The following is a 21,840-nucleotide window of genomic DNA, read 5'->3' as shown; positions in this document are numbered from 1 at the left end:
TCTTTTTGCGTATTATTTTTAAAGGGAACTAAGTCAGTATAGGAAATTTAAAAGCGACTATACTCATTACAACTTAATTTTCAGCATTATTATGGACAATTCACTATGGAACGGTGGTTGCTGTTATTTTTTGTTGGTGCATGCTGTGCGTTAGTGCTTGAGCAAGTACCGGCGTTATACTATCTATTATTGTTAGCGTTGTCTTGTTTTTGTGTCGCTATTCTTGTCTATTTTTGTAAAAAACTGCTACCAGTACTCGCTTGGCTTGTTGGATTTACCTATATTTTATGGGCCGCGCATGCTCATTTTTCATGGAGCGAAAATAATGACTTAGACGTAAATACCTTACATTTAAATGATGTATTGATACAGGGTACAGTACAAACCTTGATTGTAGAAAGTGAAGACCTTCGCTTTAATGTTGAAATACAATCAATAAACTCACAACGGTTAAAGAAGACATTCTTAGCTCGACTCACGTTTAAACAAGCAAATATCAACCTTTCTCAAGGCGATAATATCCGCTTACTGGTAAAACTAAAACCCGCCCATGGGTTTGCTAATCAAGGTGGTTTTTCCTATCAAAAATGGTTACTACAAAAACATATTGTTGTTACCGGTTATGTAAAAAAGTCAGCACAAAACATGGTGCTGGAAAAATCAAAAAGTGTTAGGCAAGCACTTTACAACCAGTTAAACACAAGGCTTAAACAAAATTTAAAACCGTTAATTTTAGCGTTGTCACTTGGCGATAAATCTCAAATAGATAAACCTATGTGGCAAATGTTACAAACTACCGGTACTCAACATTTAATGGCTATATCTGGGTTGCACTTAGGCCTTATTGCAGCGTTTGGGTTTACCTTGACCAAACTGGTTATTTGGCTGTTACCCAAACCGTTAATATCACAACGGTATTTATATCTTTATCCAATCATCGTTAGTCTAATTTTTGCTTGTAGTTATTCATACCTGGCTGGGTTTGCGATGCCAACAGTTAGAGCGTTAATTATGTTGTTATGGTTTTATGCATTTAGGCTATTTTGCACTAAGGTCAGTATTATCAAATGGTTGTTACTTAGTTTGTGTACCATTATTGTGATAGAGCCATTTGCAATTTTAGATGCAAGTTTGTATTTATCTTTTAGTGCGGTATTAGTTATTTTATTTAGTTTTTGGCGCTGGGGCTATTTAGTTCAAGACAGGTCTAAGTGGCAAAAGGCCCTGTTGTCTTTATTGTTATTACAACTTGGTATTTGCTTATTTTTAATGCCAATGACCTTACTTCTGTTTAATCAAGTTTCTGTTGTCGCGCCTTTTGCAAATATTGTTGTTGTTCCTTGGTTGTCGTTTACGGCAATTCCTATCATTTTAATTGCTACATTGTCGTTACCCATAATCCCTTCATTAGCTTTATGGTTATTTGATATTGCCAATTATTGTCTGCAACTCAGTATAAGTTACCTTAATTGGCTTACTGCATTTGAGTATTCTATTGTATCGTTTTCGACACCAGCTCTGATCATTGTTTGTTTACTCCCGTTAGCAATATTTTTGCAAAGCCTGCGATTAATAAGTTTCAAATGGCAAGTTATTACTCTGTTTCCTATCTTAGTGAGTCTATTTTTGGTTGAAGTAGGCGCGAAATATTGGCAGCGAACGAATAATTATTGGTTGATGACAGTGTTTGATGTTGGTCACGGTTTAGCTGTATTGATTGAAAAAAATGGTAAGGCAATCTTGTATGACACTGGTGCATCTTATTCAAGTGGCTTTAATTTTGTTGAAGCTGCAGTTAAGCCTTATTTACTTACCAATCGGTTGGAGGTAATTGATCTGGCCATACTAAGTCACAGTGATAACGATCATGCTGGCGGTTTAGTGCACTTACAGCAGCATAACTTAGTTAAATCATTTGCCGTAAATTTTGCAGAGTTGAAAAATAATCGTCAATGTAGTGCCGGCACATCTATAAACTGGCAAGACTTAACATTAAAAGTGTTGTCGCCTATTAATAACGTGGGGGAGCATAATGATGATTCCTGTGTCATTGAGCTAACGGATGGGGTGCATAAAGTATTATTGCCTGGAGATATCTCTAGTAAGGTGGAATTACAGTTATTATATCTACAATCATTGTCTGAAGTTGATGTACTGATAGCACCGCACCATGGCTCTAAAAGCTCTTCAAGTTTCAGCTTTGTTCAGTTTGTTCGGCCTAAGTTTGTCATTTACAGCAGTGGCTTTCTAAATCGTTGGAATATGCCTGTTGAGGAAGTTAGCCAGCGATACCAACAAATTGGTGCCGTAGAACTGAATACAAGTATGGTGGGGATGTTGCAATTTACGTTTACCGAGCATGAAATAAGCTATAAATCGTACCGTGAAAATTTGCTGCCTTTTTGGCCATGGCAATAATTTTTTCAATTATTAGGCTATTATAGTTGTATATCAGTGAATTAGCCTTATATATCAGGTATTATACTTTCATAATAATTTAATAAGATGCAGTGTTTTTTGCATTAATTAAGAGACTTTCATGCAAGAGCAAAAGCCTGCCTCCACCTGGCAGAATTTTAAACGACTATTTAAATATACCAGAGGGTTACGCTTCGGCTTGGCTGCCGCGATTTTAGGTATGCTAGGCTATGCTGGTATTGATACCTTAGTGTTTTCACAGCTACAACCTCTCATCGATGAAGGATTAACAAATTCAAATCCTAATATTCTTAAATACGCTCCTATATTTGTTATCGGTGCGTTTTTTATTCGCGGTATTTCTCATTTTATTGCAACTTATTGCCTAGCTTGGATGGGAAACCATGTAGTGATGCGATTAAGGCAGAAATTATTTGAGCATATTGTTGCAATGCCGGTACCGTTTCATGATAAAGAGTCTACTGGTACTTTAATTTCAAAAATTACCTATGACACTGAGCAGTTATTAAAAGCGATAACAAAAGCGCTTCTAACATTAATTCGTGAAGGTGCTTTTGTTGTTGGCTTAATTGGTTTGATGTTTTATAACAGCTGGCAATTATCCTCTATTTTCTTACTTATAATCCCAATTGTGGCTGGTATTGTCGTCGTCGTTTCAAAACGCTTTAGAGCGGTAAGTAAACGCATTCAAAAAATGATGGGTATAGTCACCAGTGCGACAGAGCAAACCTTTAATGGCCACAAAGTAGTGTTGTCGTTTGGTGGGCAAGAGCGAGAGTTTGAGCGTTTTGCAAAAATAAATAACCAAAACCGCCAGCAACGAATGAAAATGGTGGCGGCAAAGTCGACCAGTGTACCTGTAATTCAAATCATAGCCTCATTTGCACTTGCATTTGTTTTATATGTTGCCAGCCAAGATGATTTGATAGGTGAGTTGTCACCAGGAACATTTACGACTGTTGTTACATGTATGATTATGATGTTAAGACCGCTTAAGTTATTAACAACGGTAAACAGCGAATTTCAACGGGGTATGGCCGCCGCACAAAGCATTTTTGAAGTGCTCGACCAAGATGTAGAGCAAGATAGTGGCACCCTTGAGCTTAAACATGCCCAAGGCATTATTGAATTTGATGACGTAACATTTAACTACCGTGGCAGCGAAAAACCAGCACTTAAAAATGTAAGCTTTAAGCTAGAACCTGGAAAAACATTAGCACTGGTAGGGCGCTCAGGTAGTGGTAAATCAACCCTTAGTTCTTTATTGCTGCGTTTTTATAACAGTAATCACGGGCAAGTGTTGATTGACGGTGAAAATATTCGTGATTACAAACTAAAAGACTTAAGAAAACAGTTCGCCTTTGTTTCTCAACAGGTTGTACTGTTTAACGATAGCGTTGCAAACAACATTGCTTATGGTAACCCTGAAGCAAGCCGCGATGAAATAGTAGCGGCAGCCAAAGCAGCCCATGTAATGGAGTTTGTTGAAAACTTACCTGAAGGTTTAGAAACAAATATTGGTGATAATGGCTCTATGCTTAGTGGCGGTCAACGTCAACGTTTAGCAATTGCTAGAGCATTGTTATGCGATGCACCTTTTTTAATACTGGACGAAGCTACCAGTGCCTTAGATACTGAATCTGAACGCCATATACAAGATGCTTTAAATGTATTGCAGCAAAACAGAACCTGTGTGGTGATTGCTCACCGTTTATCTACCATTGAAAATGCCGACTCTATCATCGTAATGGATCAAGGTAGTTTACTTGAACAAGGTACCCACCAAGAATTGTTAGATAAAAATGGTGCCTATGCACAATTACATGCATTTCAATTTGGTGATTAGGGGTGAACAGTGCGCTTAATTGAACAGGCTTGGTATCAAAATCATCCAATAAAGTGGCTATTGTTACCCTTAAATGTTTTATTTTATCTGTTGTCAGCTTTGCGACGGGTATTGTTTAATTTAGGTATTTTAAAACAACCTCAGTTGGACATCCCTGTTGTCATTGTTGGAAATATTGGCGTTGGTGGTAATGGTAAAACACCCGTGGTTGTTTACCTTGTAGAACAGCTAAAACAACGTGGTTTGAAAGTTGGCGTAATTAGCCGTGGTTATGGTGGTGAAAAAAGAAGTTCACCATTACTGTTAACCGGTGAAACCACCGCAGAGCAAGCAGGTGACGAGCCTGTGCTTATTTTTAAACGTTGCCAGGTACCTGTGGTGGTAAGCAGTGATCGAGTAGCCTCGGTAAACCTATTAATGAACCAGGGCTGTAATATTGTGATCAGTGATGATGGTTTACAGCATTATCGCTTAAAACGTGATGTAGAGTTAGTGATTGTTGATGGTAATCGCCGTTTTGGTAATGGTTGGTTATTACCTGCCGGCCCACTAAGGGAAGGGCTATGGCGATTAAAAACCGTCGATAAAGTTATTGTAAATAGTGGCCTAGCTGATGTGAATGAACAGCATATGTATTTAAAAGGCGATAAACTGATCAATATTCACGACGGCAGTGTTGTAACGGTTGAAGACTTTAAAGAGCACCATGGAAAAAATGGTGTTGTTAATGCTATGGCTGGAATTGGCAACCCAGAACGATTTTTTATTAGCTTAAATGAGCTGGGTTTTAGTTTAGGGCAAAAAATAGCATTTGTTGACCACCACCATTTTTGCGACACTGATTTTGACCAATTTTGTGCCAATACACCATTATTAATGACTGAAAAAGATGCGGTAAAGTGTACGGGCATAGCGCCACAAAATAGCTGGTATTTGCCAGTGGATGCTCATTTTGATGATAACCAAGGTGAGCAATTAATTGATTTAATTATAACGAGATGTAAAAACTATGGCTTTTGATAGTAACCTTATTGGCATTCTTGCCTGTCCTGTATGTAAAGGCAAACTTGATATTAATAAAGATAAATCAGAATTGATTTGTAAGTTTGACCATTTAGCTTATCCAATTGAAAAGGATATTCCGGTTTTATTAGAAACTGAAGCAAGAAAATTGTCTGAAGAAGAGCGTAGCTAATGAAATTTACTGTAGTAATACCTGCCCGTTTTCAATCAACACGATTACCGGGAAAAGTCTTGGCAGATATTGATGGTAAACCGATGATCCAGTGGGTTGCTGAAAAAGCACTCGCCTCGGGTGCAGAGCGGGTTATTATTGCTACTGACAATGATGAAGTAGAAACTGCAGTAAACGCTTTTGGCGGTGAAGTATGTAAAACCCGTAGTGACCATCAATCCGGTACTGAACGATTAGCTGAAGTAGTGCAGCAATATCAATTCAGTGATGATGAAATTATTGTTAACGTTCAAGGCGATGAACCGTTTATACCAAGCCAAAATATTGCTCAGGTTGCCGCCAACTTAGCAGGGCAAAGTAAAGCTCGCATGTCGACTTTAGCCGTAAATATAGACTCGGTTGAGGAAGCATTAAACCCAAATGCGGTTAAAGTGCTATGTGACAAAGATGGCTATGCCTTATATTTCTCTCGCGCCACAATTCCTTATGATCGTGAACGCTTTTTAAATACTCAAGACATTAAAGAAGTAGGGGACTTTTACCTGCGACACATTGGTATTTATGCTTACCGTGCAGGGTTCATTAAAGATTACGTACAATGGCCAACAAGTGCCTTGGAAAACATAGAAGCGTTAGAGCAATTACGTGTTCTTTGGCAAGGTGAGAAAATTCATGTTGAAGTTGCGCAATCACGATTACCCGTTGAAGGTGTTGATACTCCAGAAGATTTAGAAAAAGCTCGACGCTACGCTGCCAGCTTATAAAGTCTGTTGGGTAATTATTTTATTTGGCAAAAGTTAATGGCCATGGGTTGCCATTAGCTAGAATAACCAGAGGCAGTTAGGGTCGTAAAAATTAGTTTTATTAAATCTTAAACACTTCTGGTTTAATTAATAAACCAAAAGGGAAGCCCATAAGAGATTTGTACATTTCTTCTATTTCTTCTTTACTGATGTTTCCGCCAAATATAAGCACCTCAACCCGTTCAGCAGGTTCTTTAACAATATACCCTGAAGAGTTAAAGTCATTTTTTTCATAAAATGCTTTACGTTTTAGTCTCTGAGGGTAGTTTTCAGCTTGCTCATTGAGTTCTTCAATATTTAATACAATTCTTTTACCGCAATACATATCTTTAATTGAGTCAATTACTTTACTTCCGTATCCAGAAGAACGGAGAGATTCAGTTATTGCCATGAATTGTACATAAATTATGTCTTTATATTCTGTGGTATAGATAAATCCAAGCCAAGTATCATGATCATAAATAACGCTAAACCCTGCTTTGCCTTTTCTCATTTTATAGCGAAGCAGCCATTGCGGTACGCGACGAATTTCTGGAAATGCTTCCCTGTAAAGATCGAGCACGTTTGAAAAGTTAACGTCATGCTTGTTCAATGGTTGAAAATTGATGCTCATATTCGATACTCATAACGCGCATTAGGTAGGTGAATTATGAATGCCGATTGTAGATTGAACGTTTTAATTTCACTCTATGGAGGCAGTCACCAACAGTAAAAACTTGTGTTTAAACAATAACATCATGTATTGTTGATTTACAAATGATTAAAGTTTACTTCGGTTAGCTTTGTGCGAAAAGCGGTTAGTCAGTACAACTGAAAATTGCACTTTTTAAATAGCATCATATTTGAATAAACTGCTAAATATGGATGACTGTGCGGAATCAAAGGGAATACAAAATGAAAAATAAAAAAATATTAATCGGGTTAGCCTCACTTGGCTTATTCAGTTCATTTGCATCATTGGCAAATTTGACACCTCTCCAAGAAAAGGTGTGGGCGGCAATGAAAATGGAGCATCGTACAGAAGTTGATACTGCTAGAGATCGCAATCGCCAACCAATTCAAGCTTTAGAATTCATTGGACTGAAAGATGATATGAAGGTAATCGAATTTGCACCAGGTAATGGCTGGTATACCAAAATACTTGCTCCAGTATTAAAAGATAATGGCGAACTTCATTTAGCATACAGTGAGAAGTGGCTTGCTGATTTTGATGACTTATTGAAAGTAGATGAGATAAGTAAAGCGAAAAAGCTGCCTATTGAATTAAGCTGGAATCGCACTGAAAGCCGTTATCAATTAGGTGATTTGAGTTTTGGGATATCTGATGCTGATATGGTTTTGAATATTCGTGAATATCACAACTTTAATCAAGAAGATAAAGCTAAATTAAACAAAGCTACCTTTGACTCTCTCAAGCCCGGTGGAACTTATGTAATTATTGACCATAGCCGACGTCATATGGCTCCTGAAACACACGAGTTACGCCGCCGTGAAGATGCAGTCAAAGTAATTTTAGAAGTACAAGCGGCAGGTTTTATATTAGAAAAATCTTCTGATATGTTTTATCGCCCTGATGATGAGCTTGGTTATGAAGTGGGTAGAAAATCTGTTACTGGTAATACAGATAGGTTCACCTTGGTATTTAAGAAACCAATAAATATCGAATCATAGAGCGAACAAGAGACCTATACGAGTTAAGTAAAAGTACAACGAACATTCAAAGCGGGAGGTTGTTTGAAATTTAGTTATAAATCAGTTTTTCTTTATTGTCTTGTATCGTTGAATGTAATGGCTAGTGATTACACACCTCCACTGCAAAATATTGAAATATTTGAAACAAACTTATTAAAATTATCAATCCAAAATCTCTCAACTGAACATGTTGAAATTGATATTTATGGAGAAACGTTTAACTTACCTCCTGCATCCGGTGTTAAATTCGAATGCTCAGGTTATAAAACACTGGAAATTCAAATTAAAAATAATGACCATGAATATTTCGAAGTCTCATGCCAAAATCGCATAGTGTTCAACGAATTCTTCTTAAACCAATATATTAGGAAATAGAATGAAAAAGTTGATGCTATTAAGTATTTTATTAACATTGTTGGCTTGTGAGGCCGAAAAACAGAAAGAAAAAGAAGAGTTTAATTATAGATCTTGTCAAATAACAGAATCTAATGCTCCTACATATGCGGAACAAATGTGGGATTTAAATCAATGCTGGAATCCAAATCAAACTTTTGAAAGTAAGGAAGAAGCATTGGAATGGTGTGCAAATCGGGTTGATGATTATTTGGGCTCTAGTGGCTACTCTGTTAGTTATGAAATAGCTTTTTCCCATTGTCGATCTTAAAATAAACACAGATACCCAGTCAGGTTATAGTCTTCATCTATTACCGCATATCTATGACACAAAATTGATCTTAACGTACTGAAAAGGTTAAGGTTTGGTAAGAACGAATAAGAGTTCTACACATTCTTTGAAAAAGTACGTCGTCATCCCTGAAGAGCAGTAGCGATGTCAGGGACCTCCTGCCGTATACTGTGGCTCTACAAAGAAATCAATTCTAAGCTTTATAAGCACTCTATTACTGAAGGAGATCCCACTCAAAAGCATGATGGGATGATGAAATGGTTTGTCTAATTACGTATCGCAGCTATTAACAAAAAAGGAGCCAAATAGCTCCTTTTTTAATGTTCTGAAACTTTCGACTATTTAGTCGATAGAACGTAGAAGTTCGTTAAGACCGGTTTTACCTAGCGTTTTTGCATCTACTTTCTTAACGATAATTGCAGCGTATAAGCTGTAAGTACCACACTTAGAAGGTAAGTTACCAGGAACAACTACAGATCCAGCAGGAACGCGGCCATAGTGTACTTCGCCAGTTTCACGATCAAAAATCTTGGTAGATTGACCAATGAATACGCCCATTGAAAGAACACAACCATCTTCAACTATAACGCCTTCAACAACTTCAGAACGCGCGCCGATGAAACAATTGTCACCAATGATTGTAGGGCCAGCTTGTAATGGCTCTAAAACGCCACCAATTCCTACACCACCTGACAAGTGTACGTTTTTACCAATTTGCGCACATGAGCCTACTGTTGCCCATGTATCAACCATTGTACCTTCGTCAATGAAAGCGCCAATGTTTACAAACGAAGGCATTACTACAACGTCTTTACCAATGTAGCTACCTGTGCGTACTGAGGCGCCAGGAACAACACGAACGCCATCTTTAGCGAAACGAGCTGTGTCATAGTTTTTGTATTTCATTGGAACTTTATCGAAAAACTTACCATTACCGGCACCGTCCTCAATAACTTCATTTTCTAAAATGCGGAAAGATAATAAAACGGCTTTTTTAAGCCATTCATTCACTACCCAGTCACCATCTACTTTTTCAGCAACGCGTGCTTCACCGATATTTAATAAGTGCAGGGCTGCAAATACTGAATTTTTAACTTCATCACTAACACTACTAGGCGTAATGTCTGCTCGGTTTTCAAATGCTAATTCAATGACTTCTTTTAACGTACTCATGAGTTTTCCTAAATATATTTTATAAGTATACCCAAACCACTTCAGCAATCAGCTCCAAACATCCACTAAGGATTTGTTTAGAAAGGATTTTTTGGCGTTACTGACTTTGACAAGCGAAAAATCATTCTCTCAATCAAAGTCTTACCTAAAGACGTTTCTAATTTCAACCGAATCCTGCATCTTAAAGAAGCTTGGGTATACCACCTGCGATAGCTTAATTAGCTAATATCGCAGAGCAGTGATTCTAACTGATTTTGTTCCGTTGTTGAAAGGGGTAAATGATCTTTATTTGATACAATAAAGACATCTTCTGCTCTTTCACCAAACGTGGTGATTTTTGCCATGTGGACATTAAGCTCACATTTTTGAAATACATTACCTATTTCGGCCAATAAACCAGGTCTATCAATCGCCTTAATTTCAAGAGATGAAACGTTTTTATTACTATGCTCGATAAAGCTTACTCTCGTTGGAAAGTTAAATTGCTTATATTTTTTCGGCATTGGAATTTTGCCATATTCGATATGCTCATCCTGGCTAAGGTATTGAGTTAATGACGTTTTAATATTGTCAGCTAAATAGCTATCTTTTATTGGGTGGCCTTTGCTATCAAGAATTACAAACGTATTTAAGGTGTGACCATCTTTTGAGCTTAAAATCTTTGCATCATGAATTGACAGCTTTTTTAAACCTAGCAAAGTAACAATGGTTGCAAATATATTATGCTTGTCTTTTGTGTAGACAAATACCTCTGTACCACCACGGTAAGGTTTTTCACTGATTAAAACTAAAGGCTTGTTTTTGTCGTGACTAATAATGTATCGGCAATGCCAGGCTATCTGCTGTGGCGAGTAGCGCAAAAAGTAATCTGGCTTAAATGCTTTCCAAAGTGGTTTTATTACGTCAGAACTGATGTCGTCGGCATCAAGTAACTCCAGCGCTTTTTGTTGGTTTTCACGAATTTTGGTTCTAAGCTCTACTGGCTTTTCTAATCCACGTCTAAAGGCTGCTTTGGTGGCAAAGTATAATTCTTCAAGCAGGTTGGCTTTCCAACTATTCCACAAGCTTTCGTTAGTGGCTCGCATGTCGGCAACCGTTAGACAGTATAAGTAATCCAATTGCGCTTCATCACGAACGATTTCACCAAATGCTTTTATTACATCAGGATCTGAAATATCTTTACGTTGAGCGGTAACGGACATAAGCAGGTGCTGTTTTACCAACCAAGAAACCAAACGAGAGTCATGATCAGAAAGTTGATGTAACTTACCAAACTCTAATGCATCTACAGCGCCCAATTCACTATGACGTCCACCCCGGCCTTTGGCGATATCATGAAATATTCCGGCAAGATAGAGTAGTTCAGGTTTACGAACTCTTTGCATTATTTTGCTACATAAAGGAAATTCATGATTATGCTCAGGCAAGCTGAATCGATATAAATTTTTAATTAAACGGTAGCTGTGCTCATCTACAGAATAAGCATGAAATAAATCAAACTGCATTTGCCCTACGATACTTTGCCATTCGGGTAAATAACTGCCCAGTATTTCATGACGATGCATTAGGTTAAACGATCGACCAAGTCCATTTGGGTGCTTGATAAACTCCATGAAAATACGACGGCATTCAGCATAGTCGTTTAAGCCACCAATTAATCGGCGACGTGAGTTACGCAATAAACGTATCGAGTCGGAGTGTATACCTTTTACTTCAGGGGTTTTAGCTATCATTAAAAACAGCATCATCATGGTTTTAGGTCGCATGAACTTGCGTTTGTTTTTAACTCGAATTAAATCTCCAACAAGTGAAAAGTGATCGTCAAGTTCAACAATGTTCTCGCTATCATTGGCACCGAGAATGCCTTGTTTAAAATGTTGTAATAACATTTCATTGAGTTCATTTACCGAGTTGATGATTCGAAAAAATCGTTTCATCATTCGTTCTACTGCTGGTTTACCATCGTCACCAAAGCCCATCATTTTAGCAACCGCGCCTTGATGATCAAACAGTAGCCTGTTTTCACTGCGGTTAGCGACTAAATGTAAGCAGAAACGCATACGCCATAAATAGTCCTGACATTCATCTAATTCTGAAAACTCATTTTCAGAAAGATATTTATGAGCAACTAGCTCTTCCAGCGTGTCGGCTAAAAAGTGACGTTTTGCTACCCAACTAATGGTTTGTATGTCTCGTAAACCACCAGGGTTAGCTTTCAAATTTGGTTCAAGAGTGTAGGCTGCGCCTTTATACTGTTGATGGCGCTTTTTTTGTTCATCTCGTTTAGCGACAAAAAATTTGTCTGACGGCCAAAACTTTGCACTCTGTATATGCGGCTTTAATTGCTCTTCAAGTTGCTGGTTGCCGCATATTCTTCGTGACTCTAATAAGTTTGTTGCAATAGTAACGTCAGCGTTTGCTCGCTTTACACATTCTTTAACACTGCGCACGCTGTGACCAATATCTAATCGAATATCCCAAAGTTCAGTAATAAATTTGCCAATAAACTCTTCAACTTCAGCACTGACCTTTTCTTGAGTCAGAATAAGAATGTCAACATCTGAATGTGGGTGTAATTCTCCACGGCCATAGCCACCAACGGCTATTAAGGCTATTTGATGTTCGTCCAAATGATGTTGGCACCAAACCTTTTGCAAAACTTGATCAACAAAGTCAGCACGGGCATGTACCAGTTCAGTTACTTCAATGATGTCGAAAGACTCTGTTAACCATTGATAAAATTGACTACCTAAATCAACAAGCTCTGCGGTTGTTAGCATGGCAGCAGCGGGGGCTAATTTACTGGTTAAGTGAGTTGGTATTATCGGGTTATTTAACAATGCAGGTCTTCTTATTTTTACGTTGTTGAAGTTAATGTCAGAAAAGGATCAGTGTTTGCTATCTATTAAAACGCAAAACGGCCAAGTAATTGGCCGTTTTATGGTTTATTAGTTATTCATTATTCTAGAGATATCTTTTTCTTCATCGCGATGGGTTAATACTTCGCAACCTGTTTTGGTCACTAATATTGTATGTTCCCATTGCGCGGAGTTTTTGCTATCTATGGTGTAAGCAGTCCAACCATCATCCTGATCAAGCTTGGTTCCACCTTTACCAGAATTAATCATTGGTTCGATAGTGAAAATCATACCGGCTTGCATTTTACGGTTATCGGCATTTTTATAATGCAAAATTTGCGGTTCTTCATGAAATACTGAACCAATACCATGGCCACAAAAATCTTTTACAATGCCGTATCGGCCTGACTTTTTAATGTACTTTTGTATTGTTGCACCAATTTCAGAAAATTTTGTACCTGGCTTCACTTTACGCATAGAAGCATAAAGGCTTTCCTGAGTAATTCGACATAAGCGGCGATTTTCAGGACTCACATTACCAACTAAAAACATTTTAGAGGTATCACCATGATAATATTTTTTATCAGCTTCAGGTGTATCTTCAGGATCTAAACAAATTTTACAGGTGATATCGATGTTGATTATATCGCCATCTTTTAAAGTTTGCTCAGAAGGAATACCGTGACAAACAACATGATTTACTGATGTACAAATAGATTTTGGAAAGCCACCGTCGCCATTTTGATCAGCACCATAATTTAAAGGCGCAGCCAAAGCGTTATTTTCTGCAGTAAACTTTGCACAAATAGCATCGAGTTCATCGGTAGTAACGCCCGCTTTTACAAACGGTTCTATCATGTCTAGTGTACGAGCCGCTAACTTTCCAGCAACACGCATTTTTTCAATTTCATCCTGAGTTTTTATGGCAATACTCATTGTTTTCCTTTAAGGGCTAAAAGCGTTTATTTTTATTACGCTTATTTACTTACTAATAATTGCAGAAATAATAACTTAGAACAGCAAATAACACAAAAGAAACGAGAAACTAGAGACGAAGATCAAACACGTTTTTTACTGTCCATTAAGAATAGACAACTATTTATATAAGTAAGCTAATATCATTATTACTTCATGCTCACGCAGCCCTTCGTTTCTTGTTGCTATTTTTCTCGTCTTTAATGCAGTTTTTCCTTTATTTTTAACCTCAAAAGTGGTATAAAACGCCGCTCACTGAAAAAGCCATTTTGCTTTGAGGTGACAAACGCTAAATATTTAGCAATTTTGATGCGAAATTATTCGCACAATTTAATATTAAACTCACATACATTCGGCAAACATATTCCGGGGTGCCTGTTACCAGCTTGATGGTAACAATAGGTCGGAAATATGGAATGTATGAACGCTTAACCCCAGAGGAATTTAAAATGCCAAACGTATCAATGCGCGACATGCTTAAGGCCGGTGTTCACTTCGGTCACAAAACTCGTTACTGGAACCCAAAAATGAAATCATACATTTTTGGTGCTCGTGACAAAGTTCATATCATCAACTTAGAACAAACTGTTCCTATGTTTAACGAAGCGTTAAGCTTTTTAGAAGGCGTTTCTTCTAAAAAAGGTAAAGTTTTATTTGTTGGTACTAAGCGTGCTGCTAGCGATGCAGTTAAAGAAGCTGCACTTAAATCTGATCAATTCTACGTTAACCACAGATGGTTAGGTGGTATGTTGACTAACTGGAAAACAGTACGTCAATCTATCAAACGTCTTAAAGATTTAGAAAGCCAAAGCCAAGACGGTACTTTTGATGCTCTTACTAAGAAAGAAGCATTAATGCGTACTCGTGAAATGGACAAGCTTGAGAAAAGCCTTGGTGGTATCAAAAACATGGGCGGTCTTCCTGATGCTTTATTCATCATCGATGCTGATCATGAACACATTGCTATCAAAGAAGCTAACAACTTAGGTATCCCTGTAATTTCTGTTGTTGATACAAACTCGAACCCAGACGGTGTTGATTACATCGTACCTGGTAACGATGATGCTATCCGCGCAGTTAGCTTATACCTTGATTCAGCTGCTAACGCTGTAATCGAAGGTCGCGAAACTAACATCGCAGTAGCTGCTGAAAAAGACGGTTTTGTTGAAGCTGAATAATTAAATCTTTCGATTTAATATTTTCTTCTAAAGAGGTTCATTTGAGCCTCTTTCTAATTAATTACAGATATTTAAGGAATTAACTCATGGCAATTACTGCTAAACAAGTTAAAGAACTTCGTGACCGCACTGGCGCGGGCATGATGGATTGTAAAAAAGCTTTACAAGAAACTGATGGTGACATCGAACTTGCAATTGATAACATGCGTAAGTCTGGTCAAGCTAAAGCTGCTAAAAAAGCGGGTAACATTGCTGCTGAAGGCGCAATCATCATTAAAGAAAACAATGGTGTTGCTGCATTAGTAGAAGTTAACTGTCAAACTGACTTCGTAGCTAAAGACGGTAACTTCTTAGCATTTGCTAACGAAGTAGCTGATGCTGCTGCTGCTAACAACGTTTCAATCGAAGAGTTACAAGCTCAATTCGAAGAAACTCGTGTTGCACTTGTTGCTAAAATTGGTGAAAACATCAATGTTCGTCGTGTATCTTATGTTGAAGGTGCAGCTGCATCTTACATTCACGGTGGCAACATTGGTGTAGTTGTTGCTGGTGAAGGCGACGCTGAATCATTAAAGCACATTGCAATGCATGTTGCTGCTTCTAAGCCTGAATACGTTAATCCAACTGACGTACCAGCTGAAGTTGTTGAAAAAGAAAAAGCTATCCAAATCGAAATCGCGATGAACGAAGGCAAGCCTGCTGAAATCGCTGAGAAAATGGTTACTGGTCGTATGAAGAAATTTACTGGTGAAATTTCTTTAACAGGTCAAGCTTTCATCATGGAACCAAAGCGTTCTGTTGGTGACATTCTTAAAGAGAAAGGTTTAACTGTTTCTTCTTTCGTTCGTCTAGAAGTAGGTGAAGGTATTGAGAAGAAAGAAGAAGATTTTGCTGCTGAAGTTGAAGCACAAATCGCTGCTGCTAAGGCTGGCAACTAATTTAAAGATTTATCTTTAAATTATATAAATAAAAAGCCCTGTCATGAAAATGACAGGGCTTTTTTTATGCTCCGAAGCGGGCTATATACAGAAAAACCATGGATGATATACTTTCTGTTTTTATCAGTAGATAATTACTTCAATTGGTATTAAAATAGCCCGATTCGATTAGGCATTTGAATTTCGGTTATTTTTTGACCTGATCCCCCATTTATCACAGGATTGTTTATTTTATGAGCGTCAACCCAAAAACAAATTATCGTCGTATTTTACTAAAACTTAGTGGTGAAGCCCTAATGGGTGAGGAAGGCTTTGGTATCGATCCTAAAGTGCTTGATCGTATGGCCCAAGAAATCAAAGAATTAATTGAGATGGGCGTTCAGGTAGGTTTAGTTATTGGTGGTGGTAATTTATTCCGTGGTGCAGGCCTTGCAGAAGCCGGAATGAATCGTGTTGTAGGCGACCAAATGGGCATGCTTGCCACCGTTATGAATGGTTTAGCTATGCGAGATGCACTTCACCGTGCTTTTGTTAATGCACGTTTAATGTCAGCAATCGATTTAACGGGTGTTTGTGACAGCTATAACTGGGCAGAAGCAATTAGCCTATTAAAATCTGGTCGTGTAGTAATTTTCTCTGCGGGCACAGGTAACCCTTTCTTTACTACAGACTCTGCAGCATGTTTACGTGGCATCGAAATCGATGCTGATGCTGTATTTAAAGGTACTAAGGTAGATGGTATCTATTCTGCTGATCCTGTTACAAATCCTGATGCAGAACTATACTCTCATTTAACTTATGACGAAATTCTAGATAAAGAATTGAAAGTGATGGATTTAGCTGCGTTTACACTAGCACGCGATCATTCAATGCCAATTCGTGTATTTAACATGAATAGAGAAGGTGCGTTAAAATCAATTATTATGGGCGGTACTGAAGGTACAGTAATTGACCATAGTGAAAATTTTAGTAAATAAGCACTAAAAATTAAAATTTATTTATAGAAAGCAATACAGAACAACGGCTTGCTTTCTATAGCAATAACTAAAAGTAAAAAGGAACTACATTTTGATTAACGAAATTAAACAAGATGCTAAAACTCGTATGGGTAAAAGTATTGAAGCTTTAAAAGGCCAATTAAATAAAATTAGAACGGGTCGCGCTCATACTTCTCTATTAGATAACATTACTGTTGAGTATTACGGTGTTGATTCTCCGTTAAGCCAAGTAGGTAGTGTTTCTACACCAGACGCTCGTACTATCGCAATTTCTGTATTTGATAAAACCATGATTGGCGCTGTTGAAAAAGCAATATTAAAGTCTGATTTAGGTTTAAACCCATCATCACAGGGCACATTAATTCGAATTCCTTTACCTCCACTAACTGAGGAACGTCGTCGTGATCTAGTTAAAGTTGTTGGCGGTGAAATTGAAGGTGGTAAAGTTGCTATTCGTAATATCCGTCGTGATGCGAATTCAGACATTAAATCTTTAAATAAAGAAAAAGAAATCAGTGATGATGAGTCACGTCAAGCTGAAGATGAGATTCAAAAAATTACTAATGAATACATCAAGCAAGCAGATGATTTAGCTGCTGCAAAAGAAAAAGAATTAATGGAAATTTAATTTATAAATAATTAAATTATCTATTATTAAAGCCGTAACTCTATGTATTCTGTTTAAGAATATTTACCGTTTACGGCATTTTTATAAAATGGAACTTATGTGACGACTATTGAATTAAAAAATAATAGTGAACAAATGCCTTTACCACAACATGTGGCAATTATCATGGATGGTAACGGGCGTTGGGCGCAATTACGAGGTAAAGGTCGTGTTGCTGGACACCGTGCAGGCGTACAATCAGTACGAGACTGCGTGAGTGGCGCTCGAGAATTAGGTGTAAAAGCCTTAACTCTTTTTGCTTTTAGCAGTGAAAATTGGCTAAGACCGCAAGAAGAGGTTAGTGTGTTAATGGATTTGTTTATGTTTGTTTTAACCCGAGAGGTTAAAAAGCTGCATAAAAACAATATCCGTTTTCAAATGATTGGTGATAAATCTCGCTTTTCAGAAAAATTACAAGAAAAAATAAATGATGCAGAGCAACTAACTAAAAATAATGATGCATTGGTTTTATCTGTCGCCGCCAATTACGGTGGACGTTGGGATATTAGCCAGGCAACAAAAAAAATAGCTCAACTCGCGGTTAAAGGCGACATCAACGTAGCAGATATTGATGAGCAAATGCTTAATCAATATATTAATTTATCGCATTTACCTGATCTTGACTTATTGATCAGAACCGGTGGGGATTATCGTATCAGTAACTTCTTGCTTTGGCAGGCGGCTTACAGCGAATTTTTCTTTACTGATGAATTATGGCCCGACTTTAACAAGGAAGCGTTTAAAGACGCGCTTATTTCTTTCTCTAGTAGAGAAAGACGCTTTGGTAAAACCGGTGAACAGGTAAAAGCACAATAATATCAACTTTATCAATGATTCTAAGGGAACTTAGCATCTGCTTTTGATTTAATTGATATCAGATTAAAAAGGATTCACGTTTGTTAAAACAACGTATTTTAACGGCTGTTATATTGGTACCGTTAGCCATTGCCGCAATCTTCTTTTTGTCACTGCCAAACTTGGCAGCTGCCTTACTCGTAGTTTTAGCTATTGGCGCTTGGGAGTGGGGGCCTTTAATGGGCTTCGATACAAAAACCCGCAGAACTGCTTTTGTTAGTGCTGTTGTATTCTGTATTATTGGTTTATGGCTAGCTATACCACCACAAGAATTATGGACACTGGATGGCAGAATTAACCCTCTGGCGTTAAACGTATTATATGTTTCAGCTGTTTGGTGGTTATTTACCATCTTTATGATTTTTAAATACCCACGTTACTCTTCTTTTTGGACTTCCCACCGCAGTATTCGCGGCTTGTTTGGCATCATAACCCTTGCACCCACTTGGTTAGCATTCTTGATCCTTAGGTCAAATGGCCATCTTTTGGATGAATTTCATGGTACCTATTTACTGTTATTGTTATTCGCCTTTGTTTGGAGTGCTGATATAGGCGCTTATTTTGCAGGTAAACGATTTGGTAAAAATAAACTTATGCCGAACGTTAGCCCAGGTAAAACTATCGAAGGGGTTGTTGGCGGAAACGTTTCTGCGGCTCTAGTCGCTGTTGTTACCGGACTTATGTTTTCTTGGACTAGCCAGCAAATTATATTAGCTATTGCGTTAGCGCTATTGATCAGCATAGTGTCGGTTGTCGGTGATTTAACTGAGAGCATGCTTAAACGACAAGCCGGGGTTAAAGACAGTGGCTCTATATTACCTGGTCATGGTGGAATTTTAGATCGTATAGACAGCTTAACTGCAACCGCTCCAGTGTTTGCATTATGCTTTGTTTTATTCGGCTGGTAGGCAATTATTAACATGCAAAACTTATGTGTGCTGGGAGCTACTGGCTCTATAGGTATTAGTACCTTAGACGTAGTTAGAAGGCACTCAGATAAATACAAGGTAGTGAGCTTAAGTGCCAATACCCGGGTAGATGAGATGCATGCTTTATGTGTTGAATTTAAACCTGAAACTGTCGTTATGGTTGATGAGTTATCAGCCCAGCAATTAAAGCTTAAGTTACTGCAAGATGACTTACATAGCACTGAAGTATTATCTGGGCATAGTGAACTATCTGCACTATCCAGTAGCGATAATGTTGACGTGGTAATGGCGGCAATTGTTGGCGCAAGTGGCTTACTGCCAACACTAGCCGCGGTAAAATCCGATAAAAAGGTTCTGCTTGCCAATAAAGAAGCGTTAGTGACTTCTGGGCAAATTTTTATTGATGCGTTAAAAAACTCTAACGCTCAATTGCTACCTATAGACAGTGAACATAACGCAATTTTTCAGTGCCTGCCTACCAATATGCAAAATAATATGGGCATGGCTGGCATTGCAGACTCTGGTATCAGTAAAATTTTACTTACCGGCTCTGGTGGCCCTTTTAGAACTCTTCCTCTTGAACAGTTTGCAGATATTACTCCACAGCAGGCTTGCGCTCATCCTAACTGGGATATGGGCCGTAAAATATCAGTCGACTCTGCCACTATGATGAACAAAGGCCTAGAGTTTATAGAAGCTAAATGGTTATTTAACCTTGAGCCTGAAGATATTCAAGTTGTGTTACATCCACAAAGCACCATACATTCAATGGTGCAATACAAAGATGGTAGTGTACTTGCTCAAATGGGCAATCCTGATATGCGCACGCCTATCGCTCATGCGTTAGCATTTCCACAAAGAATTGCATCAGGTGTTGAGCCTTTTGATTTTTTTAACTGTAAAAACTTTGAATTTGCGCAAGCGGATTTTGAACGTTACCCAAATTTAGAACTTGCTATAAATGCATGTAAAGCAGGCCAAGGTGCGTGTACTGCATTGAATGCTGCAAATGAAATCGCTGTTGAAGCCTTTTTAAATAATGATATTAGTTTTGTTGAAATTGCCAAAGTGAATAAAGTGGTGATGAATCAGTTCATTAATATCAACATAAATACTATTGATGATGTCACTGACCTAGATAATAAAGCTCGAATCGCGGCGAAACGACACGTGTTAAACATTAAGGAAGATAGCTAACATGTTTGATTTTTTATGGAATTTAGGTTCATTTATCGTTGCCTTAGGTTTGTTAGTAACGGTACATGAATATGGCCATTTTTGGGTTGCCCGTAAATGTGGTGTACGGGTTGAAAAATTTTCAGTTGGTTTCGGCAAGACCTTGTGGCGCAAATTTGATAAGCAGGGTACTGAATATGTAATCGCCTTAATACCATTAGGCGGTTATGTGAAAATGCTTGATGAGCGAATAGATGAGGTAAGCGAAGAAGACAAGCAATTCGCGTTTAATCAAAAAACTGTTTTACAACGCATTGCTATCGTCGCTGCAGGACCAATTGCTAACTTTCTATTTGCTATTGTTGCTTTTTATTTAATGTTTCTAATTGGCATGACAAGCGTAAAACCTATCATTGGTGAAATCACTCAAGGGTCAATTGCCGAGCAAGCAGAGATAAGAACAAATACACAAATAATGGCAATTGATGGTCAGGAAACCCAAGATTGGCAAGCTGTTAATTTGGCGCTCATTGGTCATATTGGTGAAACTGAAATAAATATTTCTACCCGTGATTTAGACTCAACTTATGTTAGGAATCAAAAGCTTAATACGGCTGATTGGAAGTTTGAACCGAATAAAACATCCGCAATGCACAGCTTGGGAATAGAACCATTTTTACCTAGAACCTATACAATTGTGGCGTTACTTGCAGATGGCGAAGCTGGTAAAAAAGCAGGGCTTCTTATTGGTGATGAAATTATCTCAGCGAATGGCGTTGAATTGTATGGTAATTGGCAGGCTTTTGTTGATATTATTCAACAAAATTCGAATCGAACTGTCGCCCTTGAAGTAATTCGAAATGGTGAGCTTGAAAAAATTGATATGTTGGTGGGAACTCGTCAGCATACTGATGGTCGTAATGTAGGGTATATTGGTGTTTCACCGAAAATTGACCCTTGGCCAGAGAGTCATAAACTGGAAATCTCCTATGGTCCTATCGAGGCTATGGGAAAAGCTGTAGACAGTACATGGAATTTAATTGTCTTAAGTTTTGACATGATAGGTAAATTAATTACCGGGCATGTAAGTGTAGATAATTTAAGTGGGCCTATATCTATAGCTCAGGGAGCAGGAAGTAGTGCAGGCATTGGTCTTGTATACTTTTTAAGCTTTTTAGCCTTAATTAGCATTAATTTAGGAATAATTAACCTTTTACCACTACCAATACTTGATGGTGGCCATTTACTTTATTATGTTATAGAGCTTCTGACTGGAAAGCCTGTACCAGAAAAAATACAAGAAGTTGGATTTAAAATTGGAGCACTGATTTTATTATCGTTAATGAGCATAGCAATAATTAACGATTTTTCCCGGCTCTAAATAAATGACAACAACATTGATTGTTGCAAAAAAATATTAGAAAAGTTGACTA

General features: G+C 37.8%; 19 protein-coding genes. 15 read left to right on the top strand and 4 right to left on the bottom strand.

Translation table 11 applies throughout. The features are described 5' to 3' along the window. Positions 1-105: 105 nt before the first annotated feature. The 5 genes from RI845_RS12030 to kdsB all read left to right on the top strand — a co-directional run bounded on the left by RI845_RS12030 (position 106) and on the right by kdsB (position 6,244). Positions 106-2,418 (top strand): DNA internalization-related competence protein ComEC/Rec2, encoded by a 2,313-nt coding sequence (locus tag RI845_RS12030; RefSeq protein ID WP_348386410.1) that lies wholly within the window; start codon positions 106-108, stop codon positions 2,416-2,418. A 121-nt stretch (positions 2,419-2,539) separates the two neighbouring features. After that, the gene (msbA, locus tag RI845_RS12025; protein ID WP_348386409.1) at positions 2,540-4,285 is read left to right on the top strand and encodes a lipid A export permease/ATP-binding protein MsbA; all 1,746 of its coding nucleotides are present in this window, start codon (positions 2,540-2,542) and stop codon (positions 4,283-4,285) included. Between the two features lie 9 nt (positions 4,286-4,294). Then, a complete protein-coding gene (lpxK, locus tag RI845_RS12020) occupies positions 4,295-5,305 on the top strand; it encodes a tetraacyldisaccharide 4'-kinase (protein ID WP_348386408.1) in 1,011 nt (336 codons plus the stop codon). Next, on the top strand, positions 5,295-5,480 hold the full coding sequence (locus RI845_RS12015; RefSeq protein ID WP_348386407.1) for a Trm112 family protein: 186 nt from the start codon (positions 5,295-5,297) through the stop codon (positions 5,478-5,480). Before lpxK ends, RI845_RS12015 begins: the two co-directional genes overlap by 11 nt. Continuing rightward, the gene (kdsB, locus tag RI845_RS12010; RefSeq protein ID WP_348386406.1) at positions 5,480-6,244 is read left to right on the top strand and encodes a 3-deoxy-manno-octulosonate cytidylyltransferase; all 765 of its coding nucleotides are present in this window, start codon (positions 5,480-5,482) and stop codon (positions 6,242-6,244) included. The genes RI845_RS12015 and kdsB overlap by 1 nt, the downstream gene beginning before the upstream one ends. A gap of 100 nt (positions 6,245-6,344) precedes the next feature. Here kdsB and RI845_RS12005 read toward each other — a convergent pair whose 3' ends face one another. Then, complete coding sequence (locus RI845_RS12005) at positions 6,345-6,896, bottom strand: GNAT family N-acetyltransferase (RefSeq protein WP_348386405.1); 552 nt, start codon at positions 6,894-6,896, stop codon at positions 6,345-6,347. A 281-nt stretch (positions 6,897-7,177) separates the two neighbouring features. Here RI845_RS12005 and RI845_RS12000 point away from each other — a divergent pair, with 281 nt between their 5' ends. Together RI845_RS12000 and RI845_RS11995 are read left to right on the top strand one after the other, a co-directional pair. Next, positions 7,178-7,954: a class I SAM-dependent methyltransferase gene (locus RI845_RS12000; RefSeq protein WP_348386404.1), complete on the top strand. Its 777-nt coding sequence runs from the start codon at positions 7,178-7,180 to the stop codon at positions 7,952-7,954. Between the two features lie 397 nt (positions 7,955-8,351). After that, on the top strand, positions 8,352-8,639 hold the full coding sequence (locus tag RI845_RS11995) for a hypothetical protein (RefSeq protein ID WP_348386403.1): 288 nt from the start codon (positions 8,352-8,354) through the stop codon (positions 8,637-8,639). 363 nt (positions 8,640-9,002) lie between these two features. Here the strand turns inward: RI845_RS11995 and dapD are convergent, their stop codons facing one another. The 3 genes from dapD to map all read right to left on the bottom strand — a co-directional run bounded on the left by dapD (position 9,003) and on the right by map (position 13,627). Beyond that, positions 9,003-9,833 (bottom strand): 2,3,4,5-tetrahydropyridine-2,6-dicarboxylate N-succinyltransferase, encoded by an 831-nt coding sequence (gene dapD / locus RI845_RS11990; protein ID WP_348386402.1) that lies wholly within the window; start codon positions 9,831-9,833, stop codon positions 9,003-9,005. A 218-nt stretch (positions 9,834-10,051) separates the two neighbouring features. Then, a complete protein-coding gene (gene glnD, locus RI845_RS11985) occupies positions 10,052-12,673 on the bottom strand; it encodes a [protein-PII] uridylyltransferase (RefSeq protein WP_348386401.1) in 2,622 nt (873 codons plus the stop codon). Between the two features lie 108 nt (positions 12,674-12,781). Beyond that, a complete protein-coding gene (gene map / locus RI845_RS11980) occupies positions 12,782-13,627 on the bottom strand; it encodes a type I methionyl aminopeptidase (RefSeq protein WP_348386400.1) in 846 nt (281 codons plus the stop codon). Between the two features lie 488 nt (positions 13,628-14,115). On the opposite strand from map, the gene rpsB reads away from it, so the two are divergent. The 8 genes from rpsB to rseP all read left to right on the top strand — a co-directional run bounded on the left by rpsB (position 14,116) and on the right by rseP (position 21,788). After that, complete coding sequence (gene rpsB / locus RI845_RS11975) at positions 14,116-14,844, top strand: 30S ribosomal protein S2 (RefSeq protein WP_348386399.1); 729 nt, start codon at positions 14,116-14,118, stop codon at positions 14,842-14,844. 86 nt (positions 14,845-14,930) lie between these two features. Beyond that, positions 14,931-15,782, top strand: a complete 852-nt coding sequence (gene tsf, locus RI845_RS11970; RefSeq protein WP_348386398.1) for a translation elongation factor Ts — start codon at positions 14,931-14,933, stop codon at positions 15,780-15,782. A gap of 233 nt (positions 15,783-16,015) precedes the next feature. Then, entirely contained in the window at positions 16,016-16,759 is a 744-nt protein-coding gene (pyrH, locus tag RI845_RS11965) for a UMP kinase (RefSeq protein WP_348386397.1), read from the top strand. A gap of 91 nt (positions 16,760-16,850) precedes the next feature. Continuing rightward, positions 16,851-17,408, top strand: a complete 558-nt coding sequence (frr, locus tag RI845_RS11960; RefSeq protein WP_348386396.1) for a ribosome recycling factor — start codon at positions 16,851-16,853, stop codon at positions 17,406-17,408. Positions 17,409-17,516: 108 nt separating this feature from the next. After that, positions 17,517-18,263 carry an isoprenyl transferase gene (locus RI845_RS11955; RefSeq protein ID WP_405054128.1) on the top strand — a complete coding sequence of 249 codons (747 nt, stop codon included), beginning with the start codon at positions 17,517-17,519 and terminating at the stop codon, positions 18,261-18,263. An 80-nt stretch (positions 18,264-18,343) separates the two neighbouring features. Continuing rightward, positions 18,344-19,210, top strand: a complete 867-nt coding sequence (locus RI845_RS11950; RefSeq protein ID WP_348386394.1) for a CDP-archaeol synthase — start codon at positions 18,344-18,346, stop codon at positions 19,208-19,210. Positions 19,211-19,222: 12 nt separating this feature from the next. Next, the gene (ispC, locus tag RI845_RS11945; RefSeq protein WP_348386393.1) at positions 19,223-20,428 is read left to right on the top strand and encodes a 1-deoxy-D-xylulose-5-phosphate reductoisomerase; all 1,206 of its coding nucleotides are present in this window, start codon (positions 19,223-19,225) and stop codon (positions 20,426-20,428) included. A gap of 1 nt (position 20,429) precedes the next feature. Next, entirely contained in the window at positions 20,430-21,788 is a 1,359-nt protein-coding gene (gene rseP / locus RI845_RS11940) for a sigma E protease regulator RseP (protein WP_348386392.1), read from the top strand. The last annotated feature ends 52 nt before the right edge of the window (positions 21,789-21,840 follow it).

Origin of the sequence: Thalassotalea nanhaiensis (genome assembly GCF_031583575.1) — a bacterium.
GTDB lineage: Bacteria > Pseudomonadota > Gammaproteobacteria > Enterobacterales > Alteromonadaceae > Thalassotalea_A > Thalassotalea_A nanhaiensis.
This window is presented reverse-complemented; position numbering and strand designations above follow the sequence as displayed.

Coding starts and splice junctions, on each gene's coding strand:
- rpsB (WP_348386399.1), top strand. CDS start 14,116: ATGCCAAACGTATCAATGCGCGACATGCTTAAGGCCGGTGTTCACTTC.
- RI845_RS12005 (WP_348386405.1), bottom strand. CDS start 6,896: ATGAGCATCAATTTTCAACCATTGAACAAGCATGACGTTAACTTTTCA.
- RI845_RS11995 (WP_348386403.1), top strand. CDS start 8,352: ATGAAAAAGTTGATGCTATTAAGTATTTTATTAACATTGTTGGCTTGT.
- kdsB (WP_348386406.1), top strand. CDS start 5,480: ATGAAATTTACTGTAGTAATACCTGCCCGTTTTCAATCAACACGATTA.
- map (WP_348386400.1), bottom strand. CDS start 13,627: ATGAGTATTGCCATAAAAACTCAGGATGAAATTGAAAAAATGCGTGTT.
- RI845_RS12015 (WP_348386407.1), top strand. CDS start 5,295: ATGGCTTTTGATAGTAACCTTATTGGCATTCTTGCCTGTCCTGTATGT.
- dapD (WP_348386402.1), bottom strand. CDS start 9,833: ATGAGTACGTTAAAAGAAGTCATTGAATTAGCATTTGAAAACCGAGCA.
- rseP (WP_348386392.1), top strand. CDS start 20,430: ATGTTTGATTTTTTATGGAATTTAGGTTCATTTATCGTTGCCTTAGGT.
- tsf (WP_348386398.1), top strand. CDS start 14,931: ATGGCAATTACTGCTAAACAAGTTAAAGAACTTCGTGACCGCACTGGC.
- RI845_RS12000 (WP_348386404.1), top strand. CDS start 7,178: ATGAAAAATAAAAAAATATTAATCGGGTTAGCCTCACTTGGCTTATTC.
- pyrH (WP_348386397.1), top strand. CDS start 16,016: ATGAGCGTCAACCCAAAAACAAATTATCGTCGTATTTTACTAAAACTT.
- msbA (WP_348386409.1), top strand. CDS start 2,540: ATGCAAGAGCAAAAGCCTGCCTCCACCTGGCAGAATTTTAAACGACTA.
- RI845_RS12030 (WP_348386410.1), top strand. CDS start 106: ATGGAACGGTGGTTGCTGTTATTTTTTGTTGGTGCATGCTGTGCGTTA.
- ispC (WP_348386393.1), top strand. CDS start 19,223: ATGCAAAACTTATGTGTGCTGGGAGCTACTGGCTCTATAGGTATTAGT.